This is a genomic window from Nostoc sp. (assembly GCF_036917535.1).
Taxonomy (GTDB): Bacteria; Cyanobacteriota; Cyanobacteriia; order Cyanobacteriales; family Nostocaceae; genus Nostoc.
Genome location: NZ_JBALDA010000057.1, coordinates 1 through 26,152, shown reverse-complemented (window position 1 = coordinate 26,152; position 26,152 = coordinate 1). Strand labels below are relative to the sequence as shown.

25 protein-coding genes and 2 CRISPR repeat arrays are annotated in these 26,152 nt (G+C 40.1%); of the genes, 14 read left to right on the top strand and 11 right to left on the bottom strand.

All coding sequences use genetic code 11. From position 1 onward, the window contains the following. The first annotated feature begins 539 nt into the window (after positions 1 to 539). From V7K56_RS18630 to V7K56_RS18610, 5 genes are all read left to right on the top strand, one after another. The gene (locus V7K56_RS18630) at positions 540 to 725 is read left to right on the top strand and encodes a hypothetical protein (protein WP_334912351.1); all 186 of its coding nucleotides are present in this window, start codon (positions 540 to 542) and stop codon (positions 723 to 725) included. A 372-nt stretch (positions 726 to 1,097) separates the two neighbouring features. After that, positions 1,098 to 2,975: an NAD(P)H-quinone oxidoreductase subunit F gene (locus V7K56_RS18625; protein ID WP_334912350.1), complete on the top strand. Its 1,878-nt coding sequence runs from the start codon at positions 1,098 to 1,100 to the stop codon at positions 2,973 to 2,975. Between the two features lie 51 nt (positions 2,976 to 3,026). Continuing rightward, complete coding sequence (locus V7K56_RS18620; RefSeq protein ID WP_334912349.1) at positions 3,027 to 3,740, top strand: carbonic anhydrase; 714 nt, start codon at positions 3,027 to 3,029, stop codon at positions 3,738 to 3,740. Positions 3,741 to 3,937: 197 nt separating this feature from the next. Beyond that, positions 3,938 to 5,434, top strand: coding sequence for an NADH-quinone oxidoreductase subunit M (locus V7K56_RS18615; protein WP_334912348.1), 1,497 nt, complete (start codon positions 3,938 to 3,940; stop codon positions 5,432 to 5,434). A gap of 98 nt (positions 5,435 to 5,532) precedes the next feature. Beyond that, on the top strand, positions 5,533 to 6,840 hold the full coding sequence (locus V7K56_RS18610) for a CO2 hydration protein (protein WP_334912347.1): 1,308 nt from the start codon (positions 5,533 to 5,535) through the stop codon (positions 6,838 to 6,840). A 93-nt stretch (positions 6,841 to 6,933) separates the two neighbouring features. Here the strand turns inward: V7K56_RS18610 and V7K56_RS18605 are convergent, their stop codons facing one another. Beyond that, a complete protein-coding gene (locus tag V7K56_RS18605; RefSeq protein WP_334912346.1) occupies positions 6,934 to 8,151 on the bottom strand; it encodes a glutathione S-transferase family protein in 1,218 nt (405 codons plus the stop codon). Positions 8,152 to 8,518: 367 nt separating this feature from the next. After that, positions 8,519 to 8,929: a CRISPR direct-repeat array (repeat unit 38 nt; unit sequence GTTTCAGTCCCCTTGCGGGGTAATAGACTTTGGAAACT). 258 nt (positions 8,930 to 9,187) lie between these two features. Then, on the bottom strand, positions 9,188 to 9,388 hold the full coding sequence (locus V7K56_RS18600) for a hypothetical protein (protein ID WP_334912345.1): 201 nt from the start codon (positions 9,386 to 9,388) through the stop codon (positions 9,188 to 9,190). Positions 9,389 to 9,692: 304 nt separating this feature from the next. Here V7K56_RS18600 and cas10 point away from each other — a divergent pair, with 304 nt between their 5' ends. Genes cas10 through V7K56_RS18555 form a run of 9 tightly spaced genes read left to right on the top strand, consistent with a single transcriptional unit; the run spans position 9,693 to position 18,844 of the window. Continuing rightward, positions 9,693 to 12,011, top strand: coding sequence for a type III-B CRISPR-associated protein Cas10/Cmr2 (cas10, locus tag V7K56_RS18595; protein WP_334912344.1), 2,319 nt, complete (start codon positions 9,693 to 9,695; stop codon positions 12,009 to 12,011). Further along, positions 12,008 to 12,769, top strand: a complete 762-nt coding sequence (locus tag V7K56_RS18590; protein ID WP_334912343.1) for an RAMP superfamily CRISPR-associated protein — start codon at positions 12,008 to 12,010, stop codon at positions 12,767 to 12,769. Before cas10 ends, V7K56_RS18590 begins: the two co-directional genes overlap by 4 nt. Beyond that, complete coding sequence (gene csx10 / locus V7K56_RS18585) at positions 12,766 to 14,058, top strand: type III-D CRISPR-associated RAMP protein Csx10 (protein ID WP_334912342.1); 1,293 nt, start codon at positions 12,766 to 12,768, stop codon at positions 14,056 to 14,058. The genes V7K56_RS18590 and csx10 overlap by 4 nt, the downstream gene beginning before the upstream one ends. Then, positions 14,055 to 14,522: a hypothetical protein gene (locus V7K56_RS18580; protein ID WP_334912341.1), complete on the top strand. Its 468-nt coding sequence runs from the start codon at positions 14,055 to 14,057 to the stop codon at positions 14,520 to 14,522. Before csx10 ends, V7K56_RS18580 begins: the two co-directional genes overlap by 4 nt. A 55-nt stretch (positions 14,523 to 14,577) precedes the next feature. Continuing rightward, complete coding sequence (csx7, locus tag V7K56_RS18575; RefSeq protein WP_334912340.1) at positions 14,578 to 15,516, top strand: type III CRISPR-associated RAMP protein Csx7; 939 nt, start codon at positions 14,578 to 14,580, stop codon at positions 15,514 to 15,516. Continuing rightward, positions 15,509 to 16,525 carry an RAMP superfamily CRISPR-associated protein gene (locus V7K56_RS18570; RefSeq protein WP_334912339.1) on the top strand — a complete coding sequence of 339 codons (1,017 nt, stop codon included), beginning with the start codon at positions 15,509 to 15,511 and terminating at the stop codon, positions 16,523 to 16,525. The genes csx7 and V7K56_RS18570 overlap by 8 nt, the downstream gene beginning before the upstream one ends. Further along, positions 16,513 to 17,091 carry a hypothetical protein gene (locus V7K56_RS18565; RefSeq protein ID WP_334912338.1) on the top strand — a complete coding sequence of 193 codons (579 nt, stop codon included), beginning with the start codon at positions 16,513 to 16,515 and terminating at the stop codon, positions 17,089 to 17,091. Before V7K56_RS18570 ends, V7K56_RS18565 begins: the two co-directional genes overlap by 13 nt. Further along, entirely contained in the window at positions 17,084 to 18,136 is a 1,053-nt protein-coding gene (locus V7K56_RS18560) for an RAMP superfamily CRISPR-associated protein (protein WP_334912337.1), read from the top strand. Before V7K56_RS18565 ends, V7K56_RS18560 begins: the two co-directional genes overlap by 8 nt. 9 nt (positions 18,137 to 18,145) lie before the next feature. Then, complete coding sequence (locus tag V7K56_RS18555; protein WP_334912336.1) at positions 18,146 to 18,844, top strand: hypothetical protein; 699 nt, start codon at positions 18,146 to 18,148, stop codon at positions 18,842 to 18,844. A 38-nt stretch (positions 18,845 to 18,882) separates the two neighbouring features. On the opposite strand, the gene V7K56_RS18550 is transcribed toward V7K56_RS18555, so the two are convergent. The 9 genes from V7K56_RS18550 to V7K56_RS18510 all read right to left on the bottom strand — a co-directional run bounded on the left by V7K56_RS18550 (position 18,883) and on the right by V7K56_RS18510 (position 25,949). Beyond that, complete coding sequence (locus V7K56_RS18550; RefSeq protein ID WP_334912335.1) at positions 18,883 to 19,701, bottom strand: hypothetical protein; 819 nt, start codon at positions 19,699 to 19,701, stop codon at positions 18,883 to 18,885. A 90-nt stretch (positions 19,702 to 19,791) separates the two neighbouring features. Further along, positions 19,792 to 20,203: direct repeats of the CRISPR family, unit length 35 nt; unit sequence GTTTCCATCCCCGTGAGGGGTAATGATTTGAAAAC. A 295-nt stretch (positions 20,204 to 20,498) separates the two neighbouring features. Continuing rightward, positions 20,499 to 21,614 carry a CRISPR-associated endoribonuclease Cas6 gene (gene cas6 / locus V7K56_RS18545; protein ID WP_334912334.1) on the bottom strand — a complete coding sequence of 372 codons (1,116 nt, stop codon included), beginning with the start codon at positions 21,612 to 21,614 and terminating at the stop codon, positions 20,499 to 20,501. 291 nt (positions 21,615 to 21,905) lie between these two features. Continuing rightward, complete coding sequence (locus V7K56_RS18540; protein ID WP_334912333.1) at positions 21,906 to 22,148, bottom strand: hypothetical protein; 243 nt, start codon at positions 22,146 to 22,148, stop codon at positions 21,906 to 21,908. Between the two features lie 137 nt (positions 22,149 to 22,285). After that, positions 22,286 to 22,591 carry a hypothetical protein gene (locus tag V7K56_RS18535; protein WP_334912332.1) on the bottom strand — a complete coding sequence of 102 codons (306 nt, stop codon included), beginning with the start codon at positions 22,589 to 22,591 and terminating at the stop codon, positions 22,286 to 22,288. Between the two features lie 372 nt (positions 22,592 to 22,963). After that, positions 22,964 to 23,233: a hypothetical protein gene (locus V7K56_RS18530; protein ID WP_334912331.1), complete on the bottom strand. Its 270-nt coding sequence runs from the start codon at positions 23,231 to 23,233 to the stop codon at positions 22,964 to 22,966. Between the two features lie 131 nt (positions 23,234 to 23,364). Continuing rightward, positions 23,365 to 23,643 carry a CRISPR-associated endonuclease Cas2 gene (gene cas2 / locus V7K56_RS18525; RefSeq protein WP_334912501.1) on the bottom strand — a complete coding sequence of 93 codons (279 nt, stop codon included), beginning with the start codon at positions 23,641 to 23,643 and terminating at the stop codon, positions 23,365 to 23,367. Continuing rightward, positions 23,643 to 24,683 (bottom strand): CRISPR-associated endonuclease Cas1, encoded by a 1,041-nt coding sequence (gene cas1, locus V7K56_RS18520; protein ID WP_334912330.1) that lies wholly within the window; start codon positions 24,681 to 24,683, stop codon positions 23,643 to 23,645. Before cas1 ends, cas2 begins: the two co-directional genes overlap by 1 nt. Before the next feature lie 386 nt (positions 24,684 to 25,069). Further along, positions 25,070 to 25,291 (bottom strand): DUF4351 domain-containing protein, encoded by a 222-nt coding sequence (locus V7K56_RS18515; protein WP_334912329.1) that lies wholly within the window; start codon positions 25,289 to 25,291, stop codon positions 25,070 to 25,072. A gap of 463 nt (positions 25,292 to 25,754) precedes the next feature. Further along, the gene (locus tag V7K56_RS18510) at positions 25,755 to 25,949 is read right to left on the bottom strand and encodes a hypothetical protein (RefSeq protein ID WP_334912328.1); all 195 of its coding nucleotides are present in this window, start codon (positions 25,947 to 25,949) and stop codon (positions 25,755 to 25,757) included. Between the last annotated feature and the right edge of the window lie 203 nt (positions 25,950 to 26,152).

The window sequence follows — 26,152 nt, the reverse complement described above, 5'->3', positions numbered from 1 at the left end:
AAATGATGCCTTCGGCAAGGCTTTGCCAACGCACTCAATATTTTGCGCCGAAATGGTTATTCCTCCATCACCCAAGCCCAGAGATTTACCTCTAATGATATTGACAAACTCTTATCCTTTGTGGAATTAAACAGCCCTGCAATACATCGGGGAGCCACTGCGTTGCGGTGAGGGGGTCGCAGTCTTCTCCCAAGGGGAGACGCTAAGAGCGATGGCGGTTCCCGTCGATTGCGTTAGCGACGCAGGAGCGCCACCCCGAACCCGAAGGGAGGTTTCCGACGCTCGAGTACTCGCTCTAAGCGAAGCCATGCCGAAGGCTTTACGCTGCGCTATCCGTTGTAGCAAGTGGCGTGGGATTAAGGAGAGTAATTTGACTTGTGTGTACACCGTAGCCTTTACAGAGGGGTAAAGGATGTACTCCATTTAGATGCAAAATGCTGTATCTGCTAAGGTGCGGTTGGCTCATGCCCAGAAACCGTAACCGAGTTTATTATGTGGATATAGACACAGCACAATAACTTGCATTACAGGAAATACTAATGAAACGTTCAAAATTAATTGCTATTCTGACAGGTGCGATTTCGATCATTTTAGCGATCGCCTACCTCATCCTAGTCCAACTCTTGGACTACCGAGACATGAAACCCGCACCCATCAGCCAATTTGACCAAGCACCTGCGATTATTTCTGTTGTTTGGCAGGTTGACAAAATCTCCAAAGTGTAGATTACATTTAGTTAAATTGTAGAGACGCAAAGGACTTGCGTCTTTTGTCATTTATGTCAATAAGTAAAAACTCATGATGAATATTAATTAAGCCAATAGTTAATTCATAGAGAAAAAATAATAGCTATTATTCATTACTCAAATAGTTTTTTATATAAGATTTATTTAGAGTAATTATCTCAAATTTATTTAGATAAATTAATTCCATTTTGACAAAGATAACGGTAAGCTGTTTCTAAGAAAATTAAATAAAGATAAATTTACTGATCTGCGACGCCAAATAGCCCGTCGTAGATATCGCTAGGTTAACGGGGATCAACACCAGTTAACTCCAAACTACAAATTTTTAATAACAATTATAGAGGTGAGTTTATGGCTCAGTTTCTACTTGAGACTGTTTGGCTAGTTCCGTGCTATGCCTTAATAGGTGGCTTGTTAGCCGTGCCTTGGTCGCCGGGGATCATTCGGAAAACAGGGCCAAGACCGGCGGGTTATGTAAACTTGGTGATGACATTTTTGGCATTTGTACATAGTGCGATCGCATTACAAGCAACTTGGAATTATCCAGCCCAAGAAGTATTTATTCCGTGGTTATCTACGGCTGGTTTAGACCTGACTATTGCTTTGGATATATCCTCGGTGAGTGTCAGCGCTTTAGTTGTGATTACTGGCTTGAATTTGCTGGCGCAAATTTATGCCATCGGCTACATGGAAATGGATTGGGGTTGGGGACGCTTCTACTCTTTATTAGGATTATTTGAAGCGGGATTATGTGCCCTTGCCTTGTGTAATAACTTGTTTTTCAGCTATGTAATTTTGGAAGTCCTGACGCTGGGAACCTACTTACTAGTTGGCTTATGGTTTAGTCAGCCGTTGGTAGTTTCAGGTGCAAGAGACGCTTTCTTAACCAAGCGGGTGGGAGACTTATTCTTGCTGATAGGCGTGTTGGCATTATGGCCTTTAGCTGGAACTTGGAACTATACAGAATTAGCTGAATGGGCGGCTACTGCTAACGTCAACCCGACAACTATAGCACTGGTAAGTTTAGCTTTAATTGCTGGGCCGATGGGTAAATGTGCCCAATTTCCCCTGCATCTGTGGTTGGATGAAGCGATGGAAGGCCCTGTTCCCAGTACGATTTTGCGGAACTCGGTAGTAGTAGCTAGTGGTGCATGGGTGCTGATTAAATTGCAACCTGTGTTAACCATCTCACCCATAGCTTCCTCGGCGATGGTTGCGATTGGTGCGGTGACAGCCGTGGGCGCTTCTTTAATTGCGATCGCTCAAATCGATATGAAACGCTGTCAATCTTATTCTGTCAGTGCATACATGGGTTTAGTATTCATCGCTGTGGGAGTGCAACAACACGAAGCAGCACTCTTGTTAGTCCTCACCCACGCCATATCCGCAGCACTATTAGTTATGAGTACTGGCGGAATTATCTGGAATAGCATTACCCAAGACGTAACCCAACTTGGCGGACTGTGGAAACGCCGCCCAATTTCTGGAATCGCCTTTATCGTCGGCAGTTTGGGGTTAATTGGTTTTCCACCATTGGGTAGCTTTTGGGCACTGATGGAATTAGCAGATGGATTATGGGAAACCCAACCTTGGTTAGTGGGAGTAATAATCGCGGTAAATGCTTTGACAGCCGTGAGTTTAATGAGAGAATTCGTTTTACTTTTTGGTGGTAAACCTAGAGAAATGACCGAGCGATCGCCTGAAGTTCACTGGCCGATGATTCTGCCAATGATGATTTTACTTGGTTTTAGTCTCAATCTTCCTTTCATCTTGCAAAACTTATCACTTTTACCAGATTGGGCAAGCCTAAATAAAGATGTCGCACTACTTTTAAATTGGTCGAGTATTTTCGGTTGCGGTATCACGGGTGTAATTTATTTCAGCAATATTCCTAAACCGATTCGTTTGCCTTGGAAAGGTCTACAAGACTTAATCGCATACGATTTTTACACCCCCAACATCTATCGGATGACGATTATTTTCACCGTTGCTAAAATTTCCCAACTTGCCGATATGATTGACCGCTTCGTAGTCGATGGCATTGTTAATTTCGTTGGTTTATTTTCGCTATTAGGTGGCGAAAGTCTTAAATACAGCACCTCTGGGCAAACCCAGTTTTATGCATTCACTGTTCTTCTAGGAGTGAGTCTTTTAGGAATGTGGGTAACTTGGCCATTTTGGGGAGTACAGTTTTTAAATTTTGTTTTTCAAATCTCGACACTTGGGTAGCAGTAGCTATCTGACTAAAAGTTAACAGTTTAATATTGTCAGGATAATTCCATGAGCAGACAACATCCGCAGATAAATCTTTCTAGAAGAAGTTTATTCAAGTTTGGTGCAGGTGCCATCGGTACAGGTGTATTGACAGCCGGACTTAGTTCAAACTTACTTGCAGCCGAAAAAAAACCAGTAGAAGAAGATATTACGCCTGATAAGGCACTGCAAGAGCTATTAGATGGAAATGAAAGATTTGCCAAAAGAAAACGTCGTCATCCTGACCAAAGCTATTCACGTTTAGTTGAAGTTGCTAAAGGTCAAAAGCCTTTCGCTTCTATTCTTGGTTGTGCTGATTCACGAGTCCCTTCGGAAATTGTTTTTGACCAAGGACTTGGAGATTTATTTGTTTGCCGAATAGCTGGTAATATTGCCACAACACAGCAAATTGGTAGCTTAGAATTTGGCAGTTTAGTACTAGGTACCAAAGTCATCATGGTAGTAGGGCATGAAAGATGTGGTGCGGTACAAGCGGCGATTAAAGGTGCTCCAGTACCTGGAAATATTGGAAGTTTGCTGGAAGCAATTAAACCAAGTGTAGAAAGTTCAAAAGAGCAATCAGGAGATATGGTAGAAAATGTTTGTAAAGCAAATATTTTGACGCAAATTAAAAAATTGAAATCATCGTCAGTTTTATCTGAGTTAATCAAAGCAGAAAAACTGAAAATAGTCGGTGGTTATTACGATTTAGATACTGGAGAAATTAGTATAGTCAGTTAGCTTTTTTGTCCTTTGTCATTAGTCATTAGTCATTGGCTAAGAGTTAAGTCAGAAAGGATAAAGGACAAAAGACAAAGGACGAAGACGTAAATTGGGTTGAGGAACGGAACCTAACATTATTAAGACTTTGTTGGATTACGCTATCGCTCAACCAAATCTACTATTCTCTTAACCCAAGGACAAAGGACAAAACTTCCATGTTAAGTGTTTTGATTTGGCTGCCAATCTTTATCGCTATTTTTATAGCAGTATTACCTGTAACTATTCCTACATATCGCATTCGTTTAATAGCATTAATTTTTTCAGGGGTAGTTTTTTTATGGAACCTGTTTATCCTGCTAAAATTTGATATCAGCAATCCAGGAATGCAATTTCAAGAGTATTTACCCTGGAATGAAACCCTTGGCTTGAACTATCAATTAGGTGTTGATGGGCTTTCTATACTGATGTTGGTGTTAAATAGCCTGCTCACCTGGATTGCTATTTACAGCAGTAGTAAAGAAACTGAACGCCCCCGGCTGTTTTACTCCATGATTTTATTAGTTAGTGGAGGAGTCGCAGGTGCTTTCTTAGCAGAAAATTTGCTACTATTCTTCCTCTTTTACGAACTAGAATTAATCCCCTTCTACTTACTAATTTCCATTTGGGGAGGGGCAAAACGGGGTTATGCTGGGATTAAATTCCTGATTTATACTGCTGTTTCGGGAGCATTAATTCTGGCAACATTCTTGGGTATGGTGTGGCTGAGTGGTTCGAGTAATTTTGCTTTTGATGCAGTCTCTACAGAAAACCTGTCAACAACCAAGCAAATCCTTTTACTAGTAGGAATAGTGTTAGGTTTTGGCATTAAAATTCCTTTAGTTCCTTTCCATACTTGGCTACCCGATGCTTATGTCGAGGCTTCAGCACCAATTGCTATTCTTCTCGGTGGCGTGTTAGCAAAGCTAGGAACTTATGGACTGCTGCGATTTGGGTTGGGTATGTTTCCTCATGCTTGGAGTATTATTGCACCGACTTTAGCAATTTGGGGAGCACTCAGCGCTATCTATGGGGCGGTAATTGCGATCGCTCAAAAAGATATCAAGCGCATGGTAGCATACAGTTCCGTTGGTCACATGGGCTATATCTTGTTAGCTGGTGCTGCTAGTACTCCCTTAGCACTCGTTGGCGCAGTCGCCCAAATGTTCAGCCACGGCATTATTTTAGCGATTCTCTTCCACTTGGTGGGAGTTGTAGAAGCCAAAGTCGGTACACGCGAGTTAGATAAACTCAATGGTTTAATGAGTCCCATACGCGGTTTACCTTTAATTAGCGCTTTACTAGTTTTAAGTGGAATGGCTAGCGCAGGTATTCCCGGTTTAACAGGATTCATCGCTGAATTTATCGTCTTTCAAGGCAGTTTTTCTATCTTTCCCCTCCCGACTATTTTGTGTGTAGTCGCTAGTGGATTAACTGCAGTTTATTTTGTCATCCTCCTCAACCGCACCTGTTTTGGCAGACTGGATAACTTCGCCTACTATCCCAAAGTCCTTTGGTCTGAGAAAATACCAGCTTTAATCTTGGCAGCTTTCATCATCTTTTTGGGAGTACAACCCACTTGGTTAGTACGTTGGAGTGAATCCACAACTACAACAATGGTGGCTGCAATTCCCTCCTTGGAAAAAACCGTAATCTCTGAAGTAGCGGTGAAATAGGAAATAAATCAAAACTCTTGTACAGACGGCGATTTATCGCGTCTCAAAATCTATCCTCCAGACGCGATTTATCGCGTCTCTACCCATTTACGATTACCATGACAGCAATTAAAACAGCGATTAAATTACCTCCTTCCAAACACGAATTTGCTGAAGTAATTCACTGCTTAGAAGCAGGCGGTGCAATGTTACCCGATACTCCAGAAAATTTGATGCAAATCATCGGTTTGTACAAAGCTTATGCTGTACCGATGGATTTTTACTGGCGTGACCTACTTTATATTGCCGAACGCGAATTTTTAAACCCGCTTCCTTTCTTTAAATACTTCTTACCCAAAGAGTATTTAGAACGCCATAATCATTATGCTGGCGATGATGCAGATTTACGAATTTGGCGCGGCGAAGCTACTGCACATCCAGAACTTTTGGCATTTATCGACAAGGGTGAAACTTTTAAAATGCCAAAGTTGTTGCATCACTTGTTGCACGATCGCATTAACATGGAATTTGCAGAAGCTTGTATGCGGGCGATGTTGTGGCACAGAGGAATGGGTGGGCAATTTGACCCTTACCTAGATTCAGCAGAATACAAAGCCAACGCTGACCGGGCAATTAAAGCTTACTTCCAAGGCAACCCCGTAATGCTGGGAATGTACAAGCTGTTCCCCGATATGTTTTTGGAACAGTGCCGCCAGATGTCATACTACGCTAATCTGGGCTTATTCTGGGAAGTCATGGCCCCGGTATTCTTTGAAATGTCAGACCGCTATGACGAAGGTACGATTAGCAGTGTCCCAGAGGCGATGAGCTTCTTAGTTAATGGTATATTTGCGATCGCAGGTCGTCCCATTTACCATCACGTTTATATTCGTGGTGAATGCTACGAAATTATCCCCAAATCTAAGGGTTTCATGTGGCTATATGAAGCTGCATTACCATACGTCGAAGCAGTTTTCTACCGCACTGCACCTTTCCGAGGGACAAAATCTTATAATGCTCAAGCCCGTCAAGTACCGGCAGACCAGAAAGACTTTCACTATGGTATTCTTTACGCTGATGTATTTCCTGTGGGTACTGCTGGCATTCCCCCGACATTGTTAATGCAAGATATGCTGCATTTTTTACCTCCATATCTTGTTGATTATTACAACCAACATTGCCGGGGTGAAGAAGATATGTTGATTCAGTTAGGAGTTAGTTTTCAACGTTCAATGTACTGTGTCACTTCTGCGGTAATTCAAGCCTTGCGAACTGCACTTTTATATCCTTTAGATGACCAAAATCCCAAGCATTTACAAGCCAATCGAGATTTCTTTGAAATGCAGCTAAATCGCTTTACTCGTGCTGACTACAATATTCGTGATGCTGCTCGTTTAGCGAGTATTCAAAGTCAAGATTATCGATAAGATATCTCCATCTAAAACCTTTATAGAGACGTAGCAGTGCTACGTCTCTAAATTTTTTTGTAGTAAATGCCTAATGATCTGGAAATGCGATCGCTAATAAAGAGATGCCAACACTTTATCTGCTGCTGCTCGGAATGCAGTTGCAGCACCAGCGCTCATATCCCGTGGCGCACAGATGCGATTTCTCACATAGGCGAGTGTGATCGCACCAACCGCAGCCGCAGTCGGATCGGCATTATCTTTACCACCCACGCGTCCCCACGGTAATGCTGCACCATTGCCATTGATCAGATAGTCAGCCAGCAATTTCAGGTGAAAATCAACCATTTCTTTAACAGCTGTTGTGTCGCCATTGACCGTTAATGCTTGCACCCCGGAGTTTTTCAGAATATCTCCTAAAGCAACTTCTCGGTTATCAGTCAACCTCTCAGCCGCTTCTGCCCGAAATTGGATTTCTTGGCTAATAGCCGGGTCAAGAGACAAAGGATTGCCGATTGGTGTCACGCCCCATCGGCGACGCAAAAGTAAATTGTTGGTGATATCATCCGATTTGACACGATGATAAGCAGGACGCTGTTTGAGCGCTTCAAACCAAGCGTTGATCCGAGGATACCGGGGATTTCCCTTGAGTTGATATCCCCGATAAACGGGTAAGTTAGCCGCTAATCTGTCTAAATGGGGACTATAGGTAATATCTACCACGCTAAATGTTGACAAAAAGTAGGGGCCAGAATACTTTGTGAGAAGTTGCTCTAGTTCGTCTAATTTCCCCTCAAAAGCTGCTTGTAAGCTTGCTAATTCATGAGGATCTTCAGGAGCTTGTCTGAGAAATTTGTAGGCGATATCTCTGACACCATTGGTTTCAGCATCTTCAAGCCACTGCCTAGCAACGGCGTTTTCCTCTGGGTTTTCAGGAAGCAAGGTTGGCCCAAATTTTTCTTCTAAGGCTAACAGAATATCTTTGGATTCATAAACTAACTTGCCCTCAATTTTCGCCGCCGGCACAAGGGTTGTGGGAACTAAATCTGTATACCATTTAGGCTTGTTAGTCAAATCGATAAACTCTGTTGCAAAGGGAATTTCTTTTTCTTCGAGAGCAAACCAAACCCGTTCACAAAATGGACACCAAGAGTTGGTATCGCGGTAGAGCAGTACTGGCGGTTCTGTATCTGGCGGCAGTTTATGGAGACTGCTAGGTATGGGAGCAGTAGAAGGAGATTGCCCTCGTCTACGCACCCGTCGAGCAGAAGTATTTTTTTGGGCAATTTCTAACAGTTGTTCCCAATTAGGTACTGTATCTTGAATTGACATATTTCACCTTAATTGTAAGTTAACTTTATTTCCACAAATGAGTTAGAAGTCATATCACTGACTGTTTTTAAATAAATAACAAGCTGAATTTTTGAATTGTGACTATTAACTACGGTAATAAGATAGATTTATCGTAGTTAATGGTTATTATCACATTAAAATAGTTTGAAAGCAATATTTAATATATTTATTTTTTGACTTACTTAAACCGTCAAAATCAGAAAAATGTCTATCAATTCGAGTCAGAGGAGGATAGAAAGGTTAAGTCAAAAAAATACATCTAAACGAATAAGTGTATAAAGTAAAGCTAAGAGCTACTAGTAACCCAAGTTGCTAGTTATGCATTCGAGCGATCGCGTTTTTCCAGGTTTTAGTCCCCTTGCGGGGTAATAGGCTTTGGAAATAAAAACCAGTATGCACTTTCCTACAACAACAGCAAGTTTCAGTCCCCTTGCGGGGTAATAGACTTTGGAAACTTCTGACGATGTTCTTTTTTTAGCTCTGAAAGCTTTGTGTTTCAGTCCCCTTGCGGGGTAATAGACTTTGGAAACCTGAATAAGCGCATTCATCACAGTAGAAAGAACCAACTTCATGTTTCAGTCCCCTTGCGGGGTAATAGACTTTGGAAACTGGTGGCGCTATCAATGCCGCGATCGCTGAACGAAAGTTTCAGTCCCCTTGCGGGGTAATAGACTTTGGAAACTAGTTCTAATAATGGTTCATAATAGAACTAAGTCAACGTTTCAGTCCCCTTGCGGGGTAATAGACTTTGGAAACTCCTCCATCTGAAACTTAATCAGAGCAAGCTTCCTGGGAAGGTTTTTGACGGATCGAAAAAAAAGGTCATTTTCAGCCGCTCTTCTTGCAAGTAATTTGCAACTTCCCGAATTATTGAAACGCTGTAATTATTTACTTGTCAAGGTTCTGGCGATTTTGGCAGATCCCCCAGGGTTTTAGCCCTCGCTTCGACTTGCCAAACATCAAGCTGATTATCATCTAATCATAAGACTTGTATCTATTATTGTCGAGGTAGTTTCTAGAATTCAATCTGTAACACCGTACTCTTGCGATGCTTGAAAGCTTTTCGAGCTAATTTTACATAAGTTTTAACAGTCAACGGCAGCATCTTTAAATCATCAGCGTAGGCGTATAGCCCGCCGTTGGCGAAGCCTCTCGAAGAGAAGGCATCGCTCCCAGTGATTCGCCCATTTACCGACAGGCTAGAATTGTTGCCCAAGCAAGTATAAGCAATTTTATCAGTGCGTAGACGCTTCGTCTTGTCGCAGACATCGCTTCCCTAACCCAGAATCACCAGTGCTAAGAGAGCGCTCGCTATTCACTCAATAAAAACCTTTTGCCAAGTTACAGCAGTAAATCTTAACTAGGGAAAAATACGAAATTTTTTATTTTTACTGGACACCCAGTATATAGTAGTGTAATTTCTTAACAGATAAAAAAGTTACTTCTTAGCAAACTATCTCAGTAGAAAATAAGACTATTAGTAGGTTGAGACTAATCACTCATTGCTTTGATTTAAGCCGATGATAAACAATTCTCGCACACGCACAATTACTGCATTAGCCTGGTGTCTTGCTTGGGGCGAAAAGCACAATCTCGTTCAAGACAAACTCACTACGTTGTATCAAATACAACAGGAATTGCAAAAAAGGCAGGATGTACCGGAAAGTATAAAATCTGTTGTTACAAAAGCAAAACGACTCTATGATATTTCTGAAAAGTATGCTCCCAAGACACTCAAAGACTTAGAGAAAGATTATCAAGACCTTTGGAAGGAGAATACGCGCATTGGGCTGGTATACGGTGGAGCTACCAAAATCAAACAATACGTATTTGAAGCTGCCAAAATCAACGATATTCGCGGTGCATCTGCACTACTTGACCGCATTAACCTTGATGATATTCCCGGTTTTTTTGGAGAAGGCAAGCGATCGCAGCGAATGAGAGACTGGCTTAATGACAACCAATTTGCCGAATTAAGACAAGCCTTAATCCCTGAACTTATTATCTACTCAACAGGTGGAAGTATTCTTGCTTTCTGCCCTGCCGCGTTTACAGACAAACTCGCCAATGCAATTGAAAAACGCTACACTCACGAAACTCTGACTGCTAACTCCTGTGCTGTTGGTGACACTTTCCGCCTTTTAGAATTCCGCTTCGGGTTATTGCAAAACCCAATTGAGAATACGCTGTGGCTTGAAGAATACAAGAAAAAACAGAGCAATCCTAATCCCAATCCCATCATTAAAGCTTATTTTGACCAATCAAGTGAATCTGACCTAGAAAAGAAATTTTGGCAACGCAAGAATTTTAACGAACTTGTCGGAAAACTTGCCAACCAATTTACCCACCGCCGTAACGGAAATACATCACCAACAGAACGTCCGAGTCGTTCCTACCCGCCGATGTTTGAAACTCATCCCTACCTGCAACGAGATGAAACTGACAATCGAGCAGCCGTGGCAGAAACGAATTTACCGAGAACGCCTAGTTTTTCAGATCCCCTAGCACGAAAAGTAATCGTCGGGCAGCGTAGTAAACGCGATCGACTTAGACAGGGATGGTATAACAAAAACTTTGGATTCCGCCGACTGTCGCAAGACTATGAACTATGGCAACCGGATAATGTCCGCAGTTGGGTAAGTAAGTTTAAGCTATTTCTGAAAAAATCAGGTAGCAAACCGGAATATTATCAAGCATTAAATCAAACACTAAAACCTTATAAAGTTACAGAAGCTTTTTCCTTGCGAGAAATTGGTAACGTCAGCACACCTCGCGGCTTTGTGGGTTATATTTACGCCGATGGCAACAATATGGGCGGCTACCTCCGCCAGCACATCCGCACACCAGAAAAATACCGCGAGTTTAGCATACAAGTTTTAAATGCAACGCAGAATTCTGTTTACATTGCCCTGAAAAAACATCTTCAACCCCGCCAACTCAATCATCTCACTGACCCAGATAACGCTTATCGTAATGGACAGTGGATTTATCCCTTTGAAATTATTACCATTGGTGGCGATGATGTGCTGTTAATCGTACCTGCGGATAAAGCTTTAGATATTGCCAAAACCATTGGTGAAGAATTTGAACGAGAAATATTAAAATCACCAGGATTTATGGCTAACACACCCTACGACCCCGAAAAAGTCCACCGCTACCAAGGGGAAAATCCATCTGAGTATACATCCCAATGTGAATTAAGTATGTCCGCAGGTGTCCTGATCACTGCGGAAAATACACCCATTTACTACGCAGAGGAACTCACCAACCAACTGCTTAAATCATCGAAGAAACTCGCCAAAGACCTGAAACGCGACTATAACTACTACGGTGGAACGGTTGACTTTTTAGTATTAAAAGCCGTAACAATGATTGCATCAAATATTAAAGATTTCCGCGAACAAGGATTAACGAAAGGTAATCTAAAATTCTATGCTGCACCTTACACACTTCATGAACTGGGAGGGTTACTGGACACAGTACAGGCACTCAAAAAAGCCAAATTCCCCAAATCGCAACTGTATCAAATCCGCAGTTTGTTAGAGCGAGGAAAGCATACCGCCATTCTCAACTATCGCTACTTTCGAGTACGGCTGCAACAAGGAGACAAACTTGAAACTGACTTTGAAGAGGCTTGGTGTCAGCCAAAAGATGAAAATAATCATGGTAATCTTGCCCCGTGGATGTCTAAAAAGCCCAAAAAATCTGATGCAGAAATCGAAAAAACCATCTATGAAACTATTTGGCGCGACTTGGTAGATTTATACCCATTTCTAGTGGAAGATGACCAAACACCAACTAACCAAGGGGAACAGCAAGAACAAGGACTAAGACAATGATCAACCTTGATACATCTCCCCAAAGAGCATCTGAATGCTGGACACCGACTGCAATTATTGATACTGCACTATGCGTTGGTGCTGGTGGCTCATCCGGCTCACTTGCAGATAAACCCATTGTCCACAATGCCCAAGGACAACTGCTGATTCCTGGTTCTCAAATTAAAGGTAGGCTACGCCACGAATGTGAAAAACTTGCACGGGCGCTAGGCTGGCAAATTTTTTACGCACCAATCGCAACAGAACTTTGTCCAAACGACGACCAAGTGTGGAGTCAATTTCGAGAAATATATCAAGTTCTTGGCTATAAAGGCTACCACTGCGTTGTATCACAAATCTTTGGCGACCCAATCTTACCATCCCGCATTATTGTGGATGATTTTATCTGTGCAACACCAGCCGACGAACTACGAGAAGTTCTTCGTCCTGGTGTCACCATCAACCGCCGTCGCCGCACTGCTGAAGAAAATAAACTCTATTTATTAGAAACATCTCCCGCCAATGCCCAGTTAGAATTTACGGGTAACATTTACCTACAGCCTCGCTTTCAATCTCACAGTCCTGACTTGGCAAAGCCGTTAATTTTTGCCGCCTTACGCCGCATCCATGCTTTAGGAGGCAGTAAATCAACAGGTTTGGGATGGTTGCATTGGGAGAATTTACCGACGTTATCTTCTGATGACACAATATGGTCGAGCTTGGATGCCAAGCAGTATCTAGCAAATCATAATGAAGTTTCAGTCGGCGGTGCAGCATGACACAACCCAAAAAGCGGATTGAAATGACAATTACAGCCCTCTCGCCACTGGCTATTGGTAGAGAAAAACCAGGGGGTTCCATTAGTGAAGTTGAACAATATATCCCAGGTTCTGTGCTGCGTGGTGCGATCGCCAAGCAAATACTGCAAACTTACGGGATGGAATTAGAAAATCTGGCAGATAGTGACAACGACTTCCAGCAGTTGTTTTTAGATGATAATTCAGCAATTTTTCAAAATGCTTATCCAGCGATCGCCAAAGACAAACAAGGCTATAAATTAGTACACAATACCCCAATTAAGGTTCTACCAGCAACAGCCGTTAGTTCCAAAGCTAATCCTGGATTTACTTCCACAGGTCATGGTGTATTTGATACATTAATTGACTCATTTTGTGCGGGACAATTTCACTATCCCTACGACCCCAGCAGTCTCAAAGCTTTGGAGGACAAGGTGGATGCGCGAGTAGAAGCTTACAGTTGTTTGTATAGCAAACATGGCAATCAATATTTCAGCCACAGTGTTAACACTCGTCTATTAACAAGAGTTGGTATCAATCGCCGCCGCGCCACTGCTGCTGAAGACATTTTATACAGTCTGGAAGTGCTAAATGAAGCCCAAAAAATAGACACTAAATCTAATAAATGGATTAACTGTGTTTATCGATGTTTTATCATCCTTCCGCATGAATCTTTAGCCAAGAAACTAAAGCAATTTATTTCAATAAATTCTAAAAGTTTTCGACTTGGTGGTTCGGTATCAAGAGGTTTAGGTAAAGTCGAAATTTCAGTTAAAGAAAATAAAATCAATCATAATATTAAAGATAGAATCAAGCTTTTTAATCAAAGTTTAAAACAACGTTGGCTACATTGGTCAAATGCATTTTTGAAACCTAAAAATAACCAATTTGATAATCGCACCTATTTTACCATTGACTTACAATCTGATGCCATTTTAATAGATAACTGGCAACGTACCACAGTAATTTCAGCCGCCATGCTAAAACAATTTGTAGATAATGTGGAAGATGAATCATTAGAACTTCACACAGCATACAGTAGTTACGATTACTGTTCTGGTTGGAATAGTGCATGGGGATTGATGAAAGATGTGGAACTTGTAACTAATAAAGGGTCAGTTTACTTATTTAGTACCACCGTTCCAAAATTATGGTATGAAAAATTATTTGATTTAGAATTACGTGGAATCGGAGAACGTGTAACTGAAGGTTTTGGTCAAATAGAAATCTGTAACGAGTTTCATTTAGTATTTCGTGAGGAGGCGGTATGACAATAAATTTGACTGAGCAGCAAAAAGAGCTCAAACAGCAAAAAGAACTACAGCAAAAAGAATTAAAAATTCAAAATGAAATTCGTCAGGCTGAAGATGATTTAGTAAAAGCGATTGAGACAATTTTGGATAATCAAGAGTCATGTAAAAATTTAGAAGAAGCACAATACCGTAATTTAATGCACGTTGCTGATACGACTGAGAGTACTGAAGTTATTAAGAATTTTTTACGTTACCAGTTAGGCAGAGATAATAAGTGGGGAGGAGGAGACAATTCATTAGCTGAAAAAATTATTTGTGATATTGATAATTTCCTTCATAAAAAAGCTGAAGAAATAGTTAATAAGGTGAAATATACTGAAAAAATTAAATTTGTTTGGCTTGACTTAACTCGTCGTTATCTTGGTTACGGTTCACGTCGGCTCAAATATTTGAAAGCTACCAAAAAATCTAAATCTAAATAATAATCAATATAAATAATATTAATTAACATTTTTTAGAATTTAACAGGTAAACACTATGTTTGAAATCTTTAAAAATCATCTAGAAATCATCGGAACACTCGAAACTGTGACAGCATTACGAATTAGTGCTGGACGTTCCACAGAACCAATTGGTTCCGATTTACCCGTCATCAAAGATGCTTTAGGTAGACCATTAATCCCAGGTTCGAGTTTAAAAGGTGCGTTACGTTCCCGACTGGAAAGTTTTTTGCGCGGAATTCATCTTGATTTTGCTGCTAACCCAGCCCAAGAATTGGAATGGTCAATTACTCCAGATGAAATGGCTAATGTTAAAGAGGGTATTAAAAATTTAAATCCACAAGAAAAGGAAGCTAAATTACACGAATATATTATCAACAACACTGATTTAGTTTCTTCACTATTTGGTTCGCCTTGGTTAGCAAGCAAATTCCAAATTCGTGATTTGACAGTAAGTGAACCAGAAGAAAACTGGTTTGGACAGTATCAAGAACGCGATGGTGTTGCCATTGATAGAGATACTGAAACCGCTGGTGATGGCAAGCTTTATGATTTTCAAGTTGTACCAGCCGGAACTCCATTTATCTTTCATGCAGTTATTGAAAATGCTGAAGAATGGGAATTAGGTATGTTGATGATTGGGTTGCATCAATTTCAAACCGAGCAAATTCCCCTTGGTGGCGGACGTTCTCGTGGATTAGGAGTTGTCAAGCTCATAATTGAAAAGATGAACTGGGTCGATGTCCGGGATGAAAATTACAAACAAGATAAAAATTACAAACCACAAACAGACCCAGAGAAGGTAAAAAATTATCTCAAAGCTTTGATTGATAGTAACTCCAATCCAACTTCTCCTTATATTGATGCCCAACCTTTAAAAAAAGCTTGGGCAGACACTTTTATCAATCACCTTTCTAGTGAACTGCATAAACGCACCAACACTACAGCCACTTCTTCCCATCAAAATCATGCATAAGCAATTTGTTAACCACTGCACACTTGACCTGACAATTGTTCCAGATGGCCCTATTTTGATTAAATCTGGTCGGGAAGGTGCAGACCCTACTAAACCCCAAATGGAATTTGTTGAAACTTTCCATAATGGTAAACCCACAATTTATTTGCCTGGTAGTTCCCTTAAAGGTGCTATCCGTGCTCATGCTGAACGTATTGTGAGAACGGTAGGTCATCCTGAATATGAAAAACCATCTGACTCGAAACTTATTTGGGCGAACAATCCATTGGATACTGATAAATATGATTATTTATATGAAAATCCTCAAGCTGAACAAGGAGTAAAAAAGAAATTACCCGCACCGAGAATTTACAAAGAATCATCATTTACTGACCAGATATTTGGCAATATTGCGATCGCTAGCCGTCTGCGTATTGAAGATGCCTATCCTGATACTTCAGTAGCACTCAAAATCGAAGAACGTAATGGTGTAGCGATCGATAGGGTATTTGGTTCAGTAGCACACGGGCCTTTTGATTATCAAGTCTGCACCAGTGGTGCGTTTAAGACCAAAATCCACTTGAAAAACTTTTCTTTAGCGCAGTTAGGATTAATTGCCTTGGTGTTGCGTGACTTAGATGCAGGTTGGTTTGGGATTGGGTTTGCTAAATCACGGGGTTTAGGCATAGTCCGCTTAGAGTATAACAGCGCTGTTGTACAATACCCAGGTTGCATATTGCGCGACAACCAAGTTTACCCATTTGGCAGTTCAACGCCGTGGGATAAGATTCATCTTTTAGGGGCTGGGGAGTTTTTACGAGGTGATAACGCCAATCCTTATAATTTCCCAACTAACGACCAAGAAAAACAAGAAGTAAAAGATATTTTGCTAACAGCAATGGATTTTAACTTTGGCGTACAACTATGTTGGGAAGGTGATGGTAAAAATGGTGTCCCAGATTTATTTACCAAAGCTGTTGCTGCTTGGAGTAAGTTGCTGCAAACAGGAGGTGCGGTATGTGCTTCGTAGGGGTAAATCAGCAACCACTATCTGCGGATGAATTAATTAAATTACTTGAAAGACTCTCGACTCCACCCAGTTATTACTTTTTACGCTGGGCGCATCGGGTGGGAGGGTTTTGGCGACTAGGTTCGGAAGATTGTGAATATTTTAGCTTGGAAGCTGATATACGCGATCGCCTACAACAAAATCCTACCAATCTGCAACCCAATCCTGTTAATAATTCCACTCCCAAACAACCCGAAACTTTCCCCAGTCCAGAAGGACAGCTATTTAATTCAATATTGGAACTACGTTGGAAGCAAAAGCAAGGAAAATATGAGGTGTTACTTCTCAGTTCTCAAGATGAAGCACCCATTTTTCAGCCTCAAGATGAGCAATATAATTTTCGTCCCATTAAAGGTAATTGGGAAATTTTAGAGCAAAATGCATTATTGCATTCACCTAAAGAAACCCGCTTTCCTAAAAGTTTAAATTCTGAAGATATAAAAAATATTGCTCAAAGATATTTTCGCGATCAAAATACTGCCACTGTACATTTTGTTGCGCTAACGATTAAAAATCATCATGCCTAATAATTCCTCCCGTTCTCAAAATTTTGGTGGTTCAAATCAAGAACGTGGTCCTAGACCATACGATTTTGTCTATTTTCTTGAAAAAGCACCAGCTTCAAACAGTCCTCCTGGACACGATAAATATTTACCCGATCATTTACACGGCACTTTATTTCTTACCCTAAAAGTTCAGACAACGCTGCACATTTCAACTGGTGTAGTACTTATGGGAAGCGATATTAATCGAGAACATATTCCTTTAATAAAAACAATGGTTCAAGGGAATGACAAAGAACTATTAATTCAAGGTAGTTCTTTAAAAGGTTGTATCCGTTCAGTTTATGAGGCAATTACTAATAGTCGTGTAGGAGTCAAGCCGAAAAAACCTAATGAATACCCAGAAGAACGTTTACCAGCTACCGATAAAAACCAACTTTGTCCTGCTAGTATAGTTTTTGGTGCATCTGGTGAAAAATGGGGATGGCAAGGGTTGATAACAATTCAGGATGCTCATTGTGAAGTGAGAGGTTTTGAAGTTGATTTTATGCCTAACCTTTGGCGACCAAGACCAGATGAAAATCCGGCATATTATGATGATAAAAAAACCGTAGGTTGGAAATTTTATTACAATATGAAAAATTCCATCGACAAAGGTTTAGATAATGGTATTCCTATCCAAGTAGCATTTAGAAATGATGAATTTAGCACTCAATTAAATTTTAAAAATCTCAAGCCAGAAGAATTAGGAGCTTTACTGATTGCTTTAGGACAAGATAAAAACTATCCTCTAGTCTTAAAAGTTGGTGCAGGTAAGCCGATTGGGATGGGAAGCATGAGCGTAGACATCACTGAAGCTGAAATCATTCAAAATCAAGCTGATTTATACAATCGCTATACGTCTTGGACTCTACCATCCAATCAAGTTTTAACTGATGAATCGCTCAATATTTTTATTCAAAATAAAATTCAACAAGCGCATGAAGCATTAATTGAAAAGGCTCAATTAAAAAAACTATTAGAAATTCTCAATCCCATTACTAATCGTATACCTCACGAGAGTTATTAATGAAAAAACATGAACAATAATATTACTTATTTTATAGCTGATGAGCATTTGCAAATAGCTCATAAAATTGCTAAGTTTTTAGTCAAAGAACAACAGCGTATTGAACCAGGGAAAGAAGGTATTAGCACCGAGCTAAGTAAATTAATTACTTATCTTGACTCGAAAATAAAACAAAATCTAAATATTGATAAAAAAGAAAGAAAACCTTCAAGATTTTTTACATATATTGAACAATTAGCTGAACATGGTCAAACAATTGGGCATAGCAAAAAAACTACTAGTTACTATGAAAGTATTAATGAAATTTGTAATCAATACCTCAGGGTTTATGAGAAAAAGCCCTTAGTAATTATACAAATATTGGGCTGGTCGCAACGCTTAATGCGTTATTATAAAACAGTAGATAATAATGATATACCAACAGAATCAGTAGTAAGAAAAACTCCTAAAGTAGTAGAGACTCCTAAGGAGACAAAACCTCTCAAAACAAAAGACATAAAAATATTAGAACCTCCTCAATTGTCAAAACCTTCTAAACCTGCAACTCCCAAACTGATAGAACCGAAGAAAGCAGAAGATTCACAAGCTTTACAACCTCCTAAAATATTAGATTCTCCCAAGCCGATAAAATCTCCTAAAACAGAAGTTTCAAAAGCTGTAGAACCTCCTAAACCTTGGGAACGCTATCCTAAAAAACCATCTAAATAAGTTGCTGTATTTATGATTTCAGGAATTATAATTTACCTCTAAGTATTCTGTCCATGTGCTACATAAGCAGCATCAGCAACCATACCCACTAAAGTAATTGCTGTATTTGCAGGTGCATAGTACCTACCTTTAAATGTGACATTATTAATCGCTTTGAGTGCTGGTGGAGCGACGTAGATTACTAAAGTCGCTGTTTGCGGCAAAATCTGTATAAATTCATCAATAATTCGCTTGGCAGTTTCTTCTCGTTTATCTGGTGGCAATTCAGAAAACTTTTTACCCGCAGCATCGATAGAGTTCTCTAAATCTAAAACACATACATCAGCTAAAAATCTCTGTGAAATCGTTGTTTTATTCCAAAAATTTACATTTTTAAATTCCCTGGCTACCAGCAATTTATACTCATTTGGTTCTCCATTTTGTGATGGTAGGTAATAATCTACAGTAGTCGAATTAATAACCCGTTCGCGAAGTAAAGTCCGCCTAACATTTCTAACTTCCTTTTTTACCAACCCAGCGATATGGTTATCAATTTCTTGTTGAATCGTTTGACTGGCAACTTTTTTAGCATCATCTAAATTTTTACCAATCAAGTAGACTAAAAATCCACCGAAAACAGTACTAAAAAAGGTAAATACCACTAAGGTAAATTGCATAGCCCCAACAAATCTGTTAAAGCTTTCACCTAGTTGACCATTTGTTGCTTTGAGAAATTCTAGCTGGCTTTTGAGTAATTCAATATCATTGAGGTTTTTAACTGGAGTTGCTATCGGTGAAGATGTAGGGGTGGGAGTTGGGGTTTGGGCAATAATCAAATCCCAAAGGAGAGATAAATCAATTGAGGGTAGCCAATCCATAGATACTTTGTTTGCAGCGATTATTTATTCATTTAATCATGCGCGATCGCATCACTTTACAAATCCAACTTTAATCAAATCAAATAACTACTTCCCATCCCCGTGAGGGGTAATGATTTGAAAACAAAACTTTTGAAAGTTTTTAGAATCTTTGCAGTGGTTGAGGTTTCCATCCCCGTGAGGGGTAATGATTTGAAAACACACTCCTCCTGCTGCTCCTAATGACGTGTGTCAACCTGGAGGTTTCCATCCCCGTGAGGGGTAATGATTTGAAAACAAGTTTCATTTGAATCGCGCATTCAACTGATGCGTGATTAGTTTCCATCCCCGTGAGGGGTAATGATTTGAAAACAATTAAAGAAAGTCTTGCCTGTCACGGATTGGTAACTTTATGTTTCCATCCCCGTGAGGGGTAATGATTTGAAAACTGGAACTCATGTAACTTCTGTGCATATATAGCTTCCAATGTTTCCATCCCCGTGAGGGGTAATGATTTGAAAACCCTACCCTTCTAGAAGCCTTATCTAGAGAGGGTTAGAGATAGCCATTTTCGCAGGGGGTCTAATTTACTTGTCAATAAGCATAGTTTATTGACAATTAGACAGAGTTATAGGTATCTCAAACTCTTACCCAGTAAGCGATTAGCGGGGGTCAACGAAAAAATAAGGGTTTCAAGCATTGGCATACCCCCGCGAAAAACTTGCGTGTGTAGGGTAAAAATCAACACTTTAACTTTCATTATGAAACGCAATATTGATTTTTCAAGGTTCCGATTTCTTATACAAGAGTATACCAAACTACTCCTCACTCTGCAAAGCGCGTCGTGCCAACTTGACATAAGTCTTCACCGTTTCATAAGGCATCTCTAAATCTTCTGCCACCACTTGCAATGACTCACCCATTTCCCGCCGTGCTAAGATTGTCGCCCATTTTGCGGCTATTTCATCTGCCCGATCGCCACCTGTCCGCTTGCGTTGTGCTTTAAATATCTCTGTTAAATCTTCAATGCGTTTCGCCAAGACACTTTGCACATCAGGTATATCTTGAACAACTTGAGATGACCAACCTAAACGTGTTTGTCCTAAGCCAAAGGTAGTTTTGTGACCAGTACCGCAGTAAGGTGCAAGTTTTCCTAAAGCAGAAAATAACTGCCCAAATTCTGGCTGTTTGGCTGCATCTTTAGCTAAAGTAAACTCAATCGCCCCAGTGAATCCTGTGACTGCGCCTTTCTTCCCCGCCAATACCTTCGCGGTTGCTAGTTGGCAACGAGTAATCAATATATAATCATCTATCCAAGCCAAAAAAGCATCCTGGTCAATAGACATCCCTGAAAAGTCATTCCAGCGTCGCAGGTAGCTATGAAATACATTCACTGGTACTGGTAGGGGGAAGTGATGGCCTTTGCGGCGAAAACTTGTAGGACTGAGAAATTTCAGGGCGAAAGTCTCACTAGGCTCATATTCTAGCAATTGGGTATAAGTCGTAGGAGGATGGGCAATTTTGACAGAACGAATCTGCAAAGGGGCATTTTTTAATTCAAGCACCTCTGGCAAATTTTCAACCCATTGCGCCATCCATTGTTGCACTCGATTAGATAAAGCTGTGACATACCAACGATAGGAGGTGTTTGCAGATAGTTGTATTTGTCTACCGCTACTGGTAATTTCTCCATTTAAAGCTGAGATAGTAAACGGTTTCTCTGACTCTCCATCATGGAGGTAAGCAGAAAGTTCTGAGTCTGTAGAACACACTTGTTGGAGAAACCAGGCGTGTAGTCCAATAGTGTACTGAGGGAAGAGGTCACAATCTTTTGCAGGGACTAACTCAAATTCCAAGCCGATTAACTCTGTGTCCGGCGGCCATGTAAGCAAAGATGGAGGGATATTTGGCTTTTTTGGAGAGCGTCGAGGCATAGTGTCATTTGAGCCACAGTTAGTTTCTACATTTTATCTTGTTTTCATCCCCAGGAGGGGATAAAGCTGTGAGTAAGTTAAATCAGAGACATAAATAAAAATCCCCAGCAAACTGTTTGAGCGATCGCTGGGGATGAATAATGTTATTGTCATACCAGCTAACCAAGTCTTGCTTGATCACAATTACCCTCAACTGTCCTGAGAAAAGAACTTGGGATAATATAATTTTTAGCAAGAATCAGGATAACTGATATCAACAAAGACGCAGATGTTTAGATAAAATCAATCAACTCAAAGCTTCATTATCGGAAAAATTTCGCACTCCTTGATATCAAAAATAATCAAGAAATTGATATTTTTGATTGAATGGTGTTGCAACACTTGTAAGTAAGCAACTGCATCATCACGGTGGCGAAACCGTGCAATAACATTAGATTGTTGAACACCATAATTTACGCCAGCATTATCCGAGACTTGTTCGTTAGATAAAACGCGAATAATGCACCACGGATGCAGTTGCTGAAAATAGGTCATAATAACCACCTTACAAATGCTGTAAAATACCCAAAAAATTCAGCTTTGAAATGACTATTATTACCGTAGGCTATGAGTATTTGCTAAGACAGAGCAAGATGCTATTGACAAATTACTTAAATTGTGAGTTTTCTCGACTATGATTCAAGATGGTTAAGGTGCAACCAATCCAAAACCTGTTCAGGAATCTCCTCGAAATGCTCGAGAAAAAAATCCATCAAAGCCAGATGAAGTAAATCATTATGCGTGGGATAGCGTCGATTAGAACCATTTCTAAACCAGCCTCGAACTGTTGAATCTGAACGGGAACATATTAAGGCAATTAGTTCATAACTTACAGCCCATTTAGCATAAAATTGTGTTGGTGTCATGCTAAATTCCCAATAGCTATAGAGTAAAATCAGATGTCGTTCGCGTGTGGTGATTCGACGAATATTAGACATGATAAGCAAGTTAAAGGTTAAAAAACAAAAGGTAAAAGAAACAGCAATTTAAAGGAATTATCAAAAGTCAGAATTGATCAGGAGTCTAGGATGATTGATACAGCAGTTTTCATTTGCATGAAGTACAAAGTTACGGGTTTTGAGGTAGGAGGCAGGAGGGAAGAGGTAGAAACTCTTTATATCTGATAAATCAGTCCTGGATTTTGTACCTCACCCTGCGGGTGACGCTCCTGCGTCGCTAACGCTGCGCTAACAGCAGTCGCTCATGGGGGAAACCCCCAAGACCGCACTGCTTCACTTACTTGCAATCTGCTGTATATTCATTAATCAAATGTTCTTCTGACTCCTGATTCCTGAATTCTGACTCCTGAATTAGTGCGAATCTAAATGGGTAATGATGATGGTCATATCCTCCATATAACGCCAGTAAAAGCGTTTCGCCATTGATGCAGAAGAACTCCAGAGTTCGCTATCTTTGCAACGATATCGATGGGTTCTTAAGCTGCGATATGTAGCCCCATTATTAGCGAAAAATTCAAAAGCTTTATCGTATTGCTTGCGGTCTTTTGGGGATAATGAATCAAGTTGTTTTTGGGCTTTTGCAGCGAAAATCAAACGGAATTTGACAGCTTGAATGTGCATTCAAAAGTTTCCGAATGTCCAAACTTGACCGAAAGCGCAGAGACATTTGCACAGGTGGAGCGCGTGCTTTTTTCCAAGCGTTCATTTAGTGATAATTTGTGTGGATAATACTTGGTTAGGGGCTGCGTGAGCTAAACTATAAACACAGTGTCGTCTACTACAAACTCAGGTTGCGTTCCCAATACTGCGACCTTGCAACGATTGTGTGCAGACATGGGGTAGAATCTAACTTGGTCTTCGCGTTTGTTAACGAGTCGGAAGAGGTATTTGGATAAGCTTTGGTACTGCTTTTCATCCAACACGCACTCGAAAACCGACTTTTGCACCCGCAAACCGTAAGCTTCCAGAAGTTTCGCCACTTTATTGCGACGGGTATCGCTCACGATGTCGTAGCAAACTAAATAAAACATCATCGTTTCACCAATTTTAGAGGAACAGTTTGCGGTTCAATGGTATTGGTGAAGTCTGAATGTGCTGGACGAAACTTTAACGCTAGGGGACGGTAAAATTCTACATCTCCCAGTAAAGATGCAAGATATTCCCGTACCTGTAAATCGAGACATTGACGATAACTTACTTCTCCAGCGTAAGGATGCAGTATAAAAGTTCGCAGTTTTGCTTCCCAATATTGGAGAAACTTTTGCAAAATATTGCGTGACTGGCTTTTCCTGTTACCATTCCCATTGGTGTTAGTCAAATTGCGGACAAAATTTAATACCAAGTCATCGACAATAGGTGCGCGAAATTCTGCGGTAAAGTCCCATGCTAAGGGCAGTTCGTAATTACTATTGCGGTGTAAAATTGCATAGTCGGGGTCAAGTCCTGCGGTGTTCAGCAGTGTGTAAATATATTGATGCAGCAGTTGATTTCCCAAGTTTATGAGTCCGCTAATGCGCTTTGCAGTTGTACGCGGACATTTGTTGTATAAGCTCAGTAGAGAAGCAACGGCGCAGTAATAAATCTTATCAGCTTCCTCGCTGTATTCTTGCAGTTCGTCAATTCCTGGTGCTATTGGTAAGTTGTCCATCAACAGCGTCAGGTAATTTAATGCACGTTGAGTTGTGTGATTAGCGTGGTCGCAAGTCCAACTTTGCAGAAAAGTATGCTGATTGTGCAATTTTGCCCAGATAATACTTTCTGCTGTAGCACGGTTAAATTCAGTATCGCGTGCGCGTCTACGTTGATAGGTAAGATATTTTGCTTGTAGTTGAGATGGATTTTCTAGCCGTCCTAAATATTCACCAGTTTGGGTTAGATACAAGACGGGAATCTGATGTGAATGAACGATTTGAATGACTTGTTTTGGTAAACTTATATTACCAAAGATAATGAACTGACTGAGATTACGAATGGGAAGACAGATACGTTGATTTTGTTGATGAAACACCTTTAAATAATGGTGTTGAATTTGGAATGATATGTCCTGTTCGGTGATGTAAATGGTAGACATAAATTGAAGCCAACTAGGTTTAGTTGTAGTTAAGAAAGTTTTCTTTCCTTACCTATATTTCAATTTTGTCAGGTTGATATATGAGTTGATATTTGCGTAAATGCTATTTTTATATGACTTCGTATATGGGTTATATGAGTTACTAAAAAAGCATAAAAAAAGCCGGAGGTACTATCCCCGACTTAGTGGTAGTGGCGTGACCAGACTAAAATGTTGCAATAAATTTTTCTGGTGGTGTGGGTTTATAGCCCGCACCGGACGGGCGAGACGCCCATCCCACAAGAGTCAAGCTAATGCACTATTTTAGCCTTGACACGTTACTACATATAATACATATACTATTCCCAACTTAGCGATAGTTGAATTATTCAAGCAATTATTTATACTTATTGTTGGTTTAACCAAGCTTCGAGTTCAGCAATTTCTAAAAAATCTAACAACGCTTCTCCTAAAGTTTCTAGCTGTTCAATCGATAATCCTTTAACTCGTTCAATTAACAATGGATTAATTTCACGAAACCGTCGATTTAGCATACGTATAATTAGACGTTGTTCTCCTTGTTTATTTCCTTGTTCCAGAATATCTTGGTAAATTACTGATTCTTTCATGATATCCTCCCTTAAAAATTGGCGAATCAAAGTCTTATTGAACTTTAAGCCTGCTAATATTTCAGTACACCCCGCAATATTTTGTCGTATATTTATATCTGAAATTCTAGCTATTCTGTTGCCAACCTGCGAGAGTAAAGTTGCTGGAGAGTCAACCCCTTCGGGGAATTCAAAATTCAAAATTCAAAATTCAAAATTAATAACACCATTAGTAAATGCGATCGCACTTGACATCAAGTTTCCACAGCAGTTCAACGACACCAAAAAAACACAGCCCTAATACTTTATCACCATTAATAAATGTGATCGCACTTGAGATCAAGTTTCCACAGCAGTTCAACGACACTAAAAAAACACAGTGCTAATACTTTATCACCATTAGTAAATGCGATCGCACTTGACATCAAGTTTCCACAGCAATTCAACGACACTAAAAAAACACAGTGCTAATACTTTATCACCATTAGTAAATGCGATCGCACTTGACATCAAGTTTCCACAGCAATTCAACAACACTAAAAAAACACAGCGCTGATACTTTATCACCATTAGTAAATGCGATCGCACTTGACATCAAGTTTCCATAGCAATTCAACGACACTAAAAAACACAGTGCTAATACTTTATCACCATTAATAAATGCGATCGCACTTGACATCAAGTTTCCACAGCAATTCAACGACACTAAAAAAACACAGTGCTAATACTTTATCACCATTAGTAAATGCGATCGCACTTGACATCAAGTTTCCACAGCAATTCAACAACACTAAAAAAACACAGCGCTGATACTTTATCACCATTAGTAAATGCGATCGCACTTGACATCAAGTTTCCATAGCAATTCAACGACACTAAAAA

Excerpts from the sequence above, each read along its gene's own strand:
- V7K56_RS18630 (WP_334912351.1), top strand. The coding sequence starts at position 540 with ATGAAACGTTCAAAATTAATTGCTATTCTGACAGGTGCGATTTCGATC.
- V7K56_RS18625 (WP_334912350.1), top strand. The coding sequence starts at position 1,098 with ATGGCTCAGTTTCTACTTGAGACTGTTTGGCTAGTTCCGTGCTATGCC.
- V7K56_RS18620 (WP_334912349.1), top strand. The coding sequence starts at position 3,027 with ATGAGCAGACAACATCCGCAGATAAATCTTTCTAGAAGAAGTTTATTC.
- V7K56_RS18615 (WP_334912348.1), top strand. The coding sequence starts at position 3,938 with ATGTTAAGTGTTTTGATTTGGCTGCCAATCTTTATCGCTATTTTTATA.
- V7K56_RS18610 (WP_334912347.1), top strand. The coding sequence starts at position 5,533 with ATGACAGCAATTAAAACAGCGATTAAATTACCTCCTTCCAAACACGAA.
- V7K56_RS18605 (WP_334912346.1), bottom strand. The coding sequence starts at position 8,151 with ATGTCAATTCAAGATACAGTACCTAATTGGGAACAACTGTTAGAAATT.
- cas10 (WP_334912344.1), top strand. The coding sequence starts at position 9,693 with ATGATAAACAATTCTCGCACACGCACAATTACTGCATTAGCCTGGTGT.
- V7K56_RS18590 (WP_334912343.1), top strand. The coding sequence starts at position 12,008 with ATGATCAACCTTGATACATCTCCCCAAAGAGCATCTGAATGCTGGACA.
- csx10 (WP_334912342.1), top strand. The coding sequence starts at position 12,766 with ATGACACAACCCAAAAAGCGGATTGAAATGACAATTACAGCCCTCTCG.
- V7K56_RS18580 (WP_334912341.1), top strand. The coding sequence starts at position 14,055 with ATGACAATAAATTTGACTGAGCAGCAAAAAGAGCTCAAACAGCAAAAA.
- csx7 (WP_334912340.1), top strand. The coding sequence starts at position 14,578 with ATGTTTGAAATCTTTAAAAATCATCTAGAAATCATCGGAACACTCGAA.
- V7K56_RS18570 (WP_334912339.1), top strand. The coding sequence starts at position 15,509 with ATGCATAAGCAATTTGTTAACCACTGCACACTTGACCTGACAATTGTT.
- V7K56_RS18565 (WP_334912338.1), top strand. The coding sequence starts at position 16,513 with ATGTGCTTCGTAGGGGTAAATCAGCAACCACTATCTGCGGATGAATTA.
- V7K56_RS18560 (WP_334912337.1), top strand. The coding sequence starts at position 17,084 with ATGCCTAATAATTCCTCCCGTTCTCAAAATTTTGGTGGTTCAAATCAA.
- V7K56_RS18555 (WP_334912336.1), top strand. The coding sequence starts at position 18,146 with ATGAACAATAATATTACTTATTTTATAGCTGATGAGCATTTGCAAATA.
- V7K56_RS18550 (WP_334912335.1), bottom strand. The coding sequence starts at position 19,701 with ATGGATTGGCTACCCTCAATTGATTTATCTCTCCTTTGGGATTTGATT.
- cas6 (WP_334912334.1), bottom strand. The coding sequence starts at position 21,614 with ATGCCTCGACGCTCTCCAAAAAAGCCAAATATCCCTCCATCTTTGCTT.
- V7K56_RS18540 (WP_334912333.1), bottom strand. The coding sequence starts at position 22,148 with ATGACCTATTTTCAGCAACTGCATCCGTGGTGCATTATTCGCGTTTTA.
- V7K56_RS18535 (WP_334912332.1), bottom strand. The coding sequence starts at position 22,591 with ATGTCTAATATTCGTCGAATCACCACACGCGAACGACATCTGATTTTA.
- V7K56_RS18530 (WP_334912331.1), bottom strand. The coding sequence starts at position 23,233 with ATGCACATTCAAGCTGTCAAATTCCGTTTGATTTTCGCTGCAAAAGCC.
- cas2 (WP_334912501.1), bottom strand. The coding sequence starts at position 23,643 with ATGTTTTATTTAGTTTGCTACGACATCGTGAGCGATACCCGTCGCAAT.
- cas1 (WP_334912330.1), bottom strand. The coding sequence starts at position 24,683 with ATGTCTACCATTTACATCACCGAACAGGACATATCATTCCAAATTCAA.
- V7K56_RS18515 (WP_334912329.1), bottom strand. The coding sequence starts at position 25,291 with ATGAAAGAATCAGTAATTTACCAAGATATTCTGGAACAAGGAAATAAA.
- V7K56_RS18510 (WP_334912328.1), bottom strand. The coding sequence starts at position 25,949 with ATGTCAAGTGCGATCGCATTTATTAATGGTGATAAAGTATTAGCACTG.